Annotated in this window: 5 protein-coding genes; all 5 read right to left on the bottom strand. The window is 70.9% G+C overall.

Going from position 1 to position 5956, the window contains the following annotated elements; all coding sequences use genetic code 11:
* Nucleotides 1-109: 109 nt before the first annotated feature.
* The 5 genes from ABZ342_RS15975 to ABZ342_RS15955 are packed head-to-tail and all read right to left on the bottom strand — an operon-like array spanning nucleotide 110 to nucleotide 5700.
* Nucleotides 110-1267 carry a cytochrome P450 gene (locus ABZ342_RS15975; RefSeq protein ID WP_155544762.1) on the bottom strand — a complete coding sequence of 386 codons (1158 nt, stop codon included), beginning with the start codon at nucleotides 1265-1267 and terminating at the stop codon, nucleotides 110-112.
* Between the two features lie 38 nt (nucleotides 1268-1305).
* Complete coding sequence (locus ABZ342_RS15970) at nucleotides 1306-2577, bottom strand: methylaspartate mutase (RefSeq protein ID WP_360473380.1); 1272 nt, start codon at nucleotides 2575-2577, stop codon at nucleotides 1306-1308.
* The gene (locus tag ABZ342_RS15965; protein WP_360473378.1) at nucleotides 2574-3050 is read right to left on the bottom strand and encodes a cobalamin-dependent protein; all 477 of its coding nucleotides are present in this window, start codon (nucleotides 3048-3050) and stop codon (nucleotides 2574-2576) included. Before ABZ342_RS15965 ends, ABZ342_RS15970 begins: the two co-directional genes overlap by 4 nt.
* Nucleotides 3047-4255 (bottom strand): type III PLP-dependent enzyme, encoded by a 1209-nt coding sequence (locus tag ABZ342_RS15960; protein WP_360473376.1) that lies wholly within the window; start codon nucleotides 4253-4255, stop codon nucleotides 3047-3049. The genes ABZ342_RS15965 and ABZ342_RS15960 overlap by 4 nt, the downstream gene beginning before the upstream one ends.
* On the bottom strand, nucleotides 4252-5700 hold the full coding sequence (locus tag ABZ342_RS15955; RefSeq protein ID WP_360473374.1) for an AMP-binding protein: 1449 nt from the start codon (nucleotides 5698-5700) through the stop codon (nucleotides 4252-4254). Before ABZ342_RS15955 ends, ABZ342_RS15960 begins: the two co-directional genes overlap by 4 nt.
* Nucleotides 5701-5956 lie beyond the last annotated feature (256 nt).

Genomic DNA, 5956 nt, shown 5'->3' with positions numbered 1-5956 from the left:
TCCGCACTCCACCGCTGTAGCAAGCCAGCACTCATGGTCGTCTTTTTCGATCGTAGGTCGGCGCGCACCGCGGCCGGAATCCCCTGAAAAGCTTTCTAGGGGCGGGAAATCACCAGGCGATGCGCAGCAGCGAAGGCCCGCGCACGATCACGCCGTACTCCCACTTGACGCCCTCGCGCCCGTCCGCGAACCGCAGGTCCGGGAACCGCGCGAGAATCGCCTTCAGCGCTTCCTGCAGCTCCAGCCGCGCCAGCTGCGCACCGATGCAGTGGTGCGGGCCGTGGCCGAACGCCACGTGCGGGTTCGGCTTGCGGGTCAGGTCGATGCGGTCCGGGTCGGCGAACACCTCCGGGTCGCGGTTGGCCGCGTGCAGCGCGGGCAGCACCGGGTCCCCCGCGCGCACCACGACGTCGCCGAAGCGGATGTCCTCGGTGGCGTAGCGCGCGAACATCGCCGCGGTGTTGATCGGCACGTACCGCAGGAGTTCCTCGATCGCCGTCGGCATCAGGTCCGGGTCCGCGCGCAGCTGGGCCAGCAGCTCGGGCTGCGTGAGCAACGTGAAGACGAAGCTGGGCAGCGCCGTCGACACCGTCTCCACGCCACCGGTCAGCAGGCCGGCGCCGGCGATCGAGATCAGCTCGTTCTCGGTCAGCTTGTCACCGGCGTCACGGGCGTAGACCAGCGCGCCGAGCAGGTCGTCGGTCGGCTCCTCGCGGCGCTGGGCCACCAGCCCGGCGACGTAGTTGTCGAGCTGGTCGCCGTAGACGTCGAGCACGTCGCCCTTCGCCGTGGCGTCGCTGACCAGCGCCTGGGTCCACTCGCGGAAGATCTTGTGGTCCTCCTGCGGCACCCCGAGCAGGTCGCAGATCACGGTGACCGGCAACGGCCGTGCCAGCTCTTCGACGAGGTCGGCGCTGTTCCCGTGCGCCTGCATGTCGTCGAGCAGGCGGTTGACCAGGTCCTTCACGCCGTCGCGCATCTGCTCCAGGCGACGCGCGGTGAACGCCTTGCCGACCAGGCGGCGCAGGCGGGAGTGGTCCGGCGGGTCCATCCCCATGATGCCGTCGCCCATCTGCTGACGGCGCATCCGCGGCTGGTCGAGGCCCTGCGCGAGCTCCCGGCTGAACCGCGGGTCGGTCGTCACCAGCTTGACGTCGGCGTACTTCGTCGCCAGCCAGGCCGGTTCGCCGAAGGGCATCTGCACCCGGCTCATCGGCTCTTCGCGCTGCAGGACGTGGTACTGCTCGGAAACGGAGATCTCGTGCATGTCGAACGGATACGCACGGACTGTCCGGCGTGAACTCGTCACGACTCGCCCCCAATCGCTCTCATCGGTTGTTCCAGCGCCTCGGCGTCGTAGGCGTTCTGGATGTGGGAAAGCGCCGACATCAGCGTCGACGAGGTGATCCGGGCCGCGTGGTGGCTCTCCACCACGCGGCGCAGCGGCAGCGACCCGAGCTCCGACCAGCCGAGTCGGCCCGCGGGGTCGAGGTAGCTGCGCGCCTGCCCGGCGTTGTCCGGGTGCAGGCAGTACGGGACGTCGAGCAGGCCGCGCTTGAACGCGACCACGATCGCGCGGCCGAGGTCGGCGTGGCTGTTCAGCACGGCGTCGACGAGCGCGTACGCCTCGCGGTAGACCTGGTTGTCCTGCTCCACAGTCGCCCGGCCGGTGACCGACCGCGCCACCGCGCCCGCGTGCTCCAGCGCCGCCACGTTCTCGGCCACCGTCGGGATCCGGTGCGCCTCGGCGGTGGTCTTGACGATCAGCCGTTCCGACCCGGTGCTCACGGCCAGCTCGGCCGCCGTCCCGAGCAGGCCCCGCGCGCCGTCGGACGTCCGGGGGAACAGGCCCATGTAGGCGTAGATCACGACGTGCCAGGTGGCCTCGGGCAGCAGCTCGGCGCACAGCCGGCGCAACGCGGAGACGGCTTCCTGGTCCTGCGTCATGTTCGTCTGCTGCGCGTAGCTGACCGAAATGCTGCGCACGCCCTTGCGGTAGAAGAACAACGCCTCCAGCACCGACAGCGCGACCAGCTCGCTCGGCGGGCACAGCTGGCCCATCATGCAGCCGCCGAACGTCTCCAGGTGCGGGCGCCCGGCCGGGTGCTCGGCGTCCAGGAGCAGGTCGCAGCAGTGCGCCCAGTTGCGCACGGACTCGTCGAGCGGCGTGCGGCTGTAGGGCAGGCAGTAGGAGACCGGGCCGCCCTCGGTGGCGTGCAGGCCGGCGGCGATCATGGCGCGGAAGATGTCCGCGGGCCGCGCCGAACCGTGCCGCACCTGCACCGGGAACTCCGGGCCTTCGAGGCCGTCGAGCATCGCGCGCGTGACGTCGGCCGGGTGGTTGACGATCGGGTAGCCGTTGAGGGCGATCCCGTTGCGCAGCGCGTGCGCGACGGACGCGGTGTCGCAGACGCGGGTGTAGCTGTCGAGCGTGACGGTGCCGACGGTCGCGGCGGCCGCCGACCTGGTCGCGGCCAGCCCGGCGCGCATGGCGGCGGGGTCGGCGAAGCCCATGCGAGGCTGGACGACAAGCTCGCCCGCGGCGTGGCGACGCGCGACGAACTCCTCGAAACTCACGCCTCCACCTGGGTCGCGCCTGCCGAGAGCGTCGCGGCGAACCGGCGGAACGACGCCGCGCCCTGCTGGTCGTCGAAGACCGCGTCGAACCCGGCGAGCAGCAGCTGCGCGGTCTCCTCCGCGCTGAGTGCCCCGCCGACGCCGAGCTTGCCGCCGATCACCACCGGCATGGCGCGCAGCCCGGGGAAGGTCCGCAGCCGCTGGATCACGCGCAGGCCGTCCTGGTGGCCGTGGCCGTTGACGCTGCTCAGCACGAGCATCGCCGGGCGGCGGCTCAGGCACTCCGACTCCAGCAGCTCGTCGGGCACGCAGGCTCCGAGGTTCACGACGTCGAAGCCCAGCTCGCCGACGAGCAGCTCGAGGTAGACCAGGTTCCAGGTGTGGGAGTCCGAGGCCATGCTGCTGACGATCACCGTCCGCCGCGACGGCTCGGTGACGACCCCGCCCGCGTAGGAGTGCAGTTCTTCCGTCATGGCGAAACCTCGTAGACGCGCTGGTAGTCCAACCGCGACACCGAGACGACCTCGTCGCCGCGTACCACAACCTCCGTCGGTGCCGGCCGCCCGAGGAAGCTGATGAGGCTCGCGGTGACGCCGTAGGCGCCGACGTTGGGCACGGTCACGACGTCGCCGGAAGCCAGCTCGGGCAGCTTCGCCGCCTTGGCGAGCGAGTCGCCGGGAGTACACAGTGGACCGACGAGGCTGCCCGTCGCGTCGCCGGTTTCCTCGATGCCGACGGCCGCGGGGAGCAGCCGGCCGATCCCGGACAGGCCGCCGACGACGTTGATCCCGGCGTCGAGCACGACGAACCGACTGCCGCGGCTTTCCTTGACGTTCACCACGCCGGCCAGCAGCGATCCGCAGCTGCCGGACAGGTAGCGGCCCGACTCGCAGGCCAGCTCGATCCCGCCGTCGCGCCACTCGGGCAGGTGCAGGTCGAGCAGCGTCTCGAGGCCCGAGCGCAGCTTCGGGTAGTCGGTGCGCGGGCCGGGCACCGCGTACGGCGAGGAGAACCCGCCGCCGATGTCCAGGACCTCCAGGGGCAGCCCGACCTCGTCGCGCAGCTTCGCGGCCGAGGTGAGCACGAACTCGTACTCGCCGAGCAGGGCGTCCTCGTCCTGGGCGTTGCTCATGGTGAAGAAGTGCGCGCCGACGACCCGGGCGCCGGGTACCGCCTTCAGCGCGGGCATGATCTCGGGCAGCGTCTCGGCGTCGATGCCGAACTGCGACGGGCGGCCCATCATCCGGATACCGGTGCCGCCGCTGCTCGCGGTGGTGTTCACGCGCAGCAGCGCGGACGCTGTGACGCCGTGCTTCTCCGCCGCGGCTCCGACGTGCTGCAGGTCGGTCAGCGACTCGACGGAGAACAGCCGGACGCCGGTCGCGATCGCGTGCTCGAGTTCGTCGTTCGTCTTGCCGGGTCCGGTGTAGAGGATCCCGGCCGGGTCGAACCCGGCCTGCAGCGCGTTGGCCAGCTCGCCGGTGGAGCTGATCTCCGCGCGGCAGCCGCCGCGACGCAGCTCGCGGGCGATCTCGGGATGGGGGTTGGACTTCAGCGCGTAGAACAGGTGGAAGCCTTCCGGCAGCAGGCCGAACAGCTGGTCACGCGACTCGGCGACGACGTCGAGGTCGTAGACGTAAGTGGGCGTGCCGTATTCACCGGCGATGTCGATGCTCATCGGCGGGCCCCTTCCACGAGCAGCGCGAGTTCCTTGGTGGCGTTCTTGCCGTGCGCCGTGAGCGGGAACTCCTCGACGACGTGGCACAGTGACGGGACCTTCTGCGGTTCCAGCCGCTTGGCCAGCTCGCGCAGCACCGTCGTGGGCGGCAGGTCGGTCTCGACGCAGATGGCGAGGTCCCGCGTGTCGCTCGGCGGGATCGCGCCGGCCGCGCGGACGCCGGGGATGTCCATCGCCGCGGCTTCGATCTCCAAAGTGGACATCCGGATTCCCTTGCGCTTGAACATGTCGTCGCGGCGGCCCTCGAAGTAGAGGTAGCCGTCGGCGTCGAGGCGGCCGTAGTCGCCGGTGTGCAGGCGCAGCTCGCCGGTGGTCTCGTCGCGGCGGAACGCGCGGGCGGAGATCTCGGGGGCCCGCCAGTAGCCGGGCATCACGTGCGGGCCGGCGGCGACGATCTCACCGATGTCCCCGGCCGGCAGCTCGCTGCCGTCGGCGGCGAGGATCAGCACGGAGGTGCCCGGCAGCGGCAGCCCGGACGAACCGGGGCGCTCGGTGTCCTCGCCGGGCGGCATGATCGTGATCCGCTTGCACTCGGTCTGCCCGAACTGGCGGACGACCTTGGCTTCCGGGAAGGCCGCGCGCAGCTGGGCGATGGTGGCGTCGGGCAGGGCGGCGCCGGTGTTGGTGAACAGCCGGACCGGTGCCGCCGGTTCGGTGTCACGCGCGGCGAGCGTGGCGATCATGGTGGCCAGCGACGGCACGATCGGCACGACGGTGGCGCCGACCTCCCGCATTCGCTGCAGCAGCCGAAGATCCGACTCGGCGTCGGCGAGCACGATCTCGCTTCGGCCCACTGTGGACATCAGGACCTTGTAGAGGCCGTAGTCCCAGGACATCGGGAACCGGCAGAAGACGACGTCGTCGCGGCGGTAGCCGAGGACTTCCTGGATCGCGCGGGTGGCGAAGGTGACCTGCCGGTGCGGGCCGATGACGCCCTTCGGCGCGGCGGTGCTGCCGGAGGTGTAGACGAGGACGGCGATGTCGTCTTCGTGGATGTCGACGGGTTCCGCTTTGCTACCGCGAGCTTCCTCGACTTCCGTCCACAAGGGACCGAACTCCTCGGGGGTCAGCACGAGGACGGGTTCGGCGTTGGCCACGACGGAGTCGAAGTGGAACTTCTTCATCGCCGGGTTGATCGGCACGAACACCGCCCCGCGCCGCGAAGTGCCGTAGAAGAGGGCGACGAGCGCCCGATCGGTGGGCAGCTGCACGACGACGCGATCGCCGTGCCCGACCCCGCGGCGCGCGAGCACCACGGCGACGGCGTGGCTCCACGCGTCGAGCTCCGCGTAGGTCCACGCACCGGCGCGGTCGCGGACGGCCGTCGCCCCGGCCGCGTCGCCCACCGCGGCGTCGAGCAGAGAATGGACCAAGGAATCGTTCACGACTGCCACTCCGTATGGACTCGAAGGATCACCGGGCCGGCGTGGAAGACACACCTGGAGACCTTCGAAAAGCTAGCCGCGCCGAGCTGCGGATCCCCACCCCTAACGGCCCCTAACCCCCACCGCCCGGACGGACGACACGCGCACCCGCACGGACGACACGCGTACCTGAGCGGACGACACTCGCCCGCGGCCGTGTCGTCCGCCTGAGTACGCGTGTCGTCCGCCTGGGTACGCGTGTCGTCCGGCTGGGTAC

Origin of the sequence: Amycolatopsis sp. NPDC005961, assembly GCF_040629235.1 — a bacterium.
Taxonomy (GTDB): Bacteria; Actinomycetota; Actinomycetes; order Mycobacteriales; family Pseudonocardiaceae; genus Amycolatopsis; species Amycolatopsis camponoti.
Note: the sequence above shows the minus strand (reverse complement) of the source record. Positions and strands in the feature narration are given on the sequence as shown.

Excerpts from the sequence above, each read along its gene's own strand:
- ABZ342_RS15960 (WP_360473376.1), bottom strand. The coding sequence starts at position 4,255 with ATGAGCATCGACATCGCCGGTGAATACGGCACGCCCACTTACGTCTAC.
- ABZ342_RS15965 (WP_360473378.1), bottom strand. The coding sequence starts at position 3,050 with ATGACGGAAGAACTGCACTCCTACGCGGGCGGGGTCGTCACCGAGCCG.
- ABZ342_RS15975 (WP_155544762.1), bottom strand. The coding sequence starts at position 1,267 with ATGCACGAGATCTCCGTTTCCGAGCAGTACCACGTCCTGCAGCGCGAA.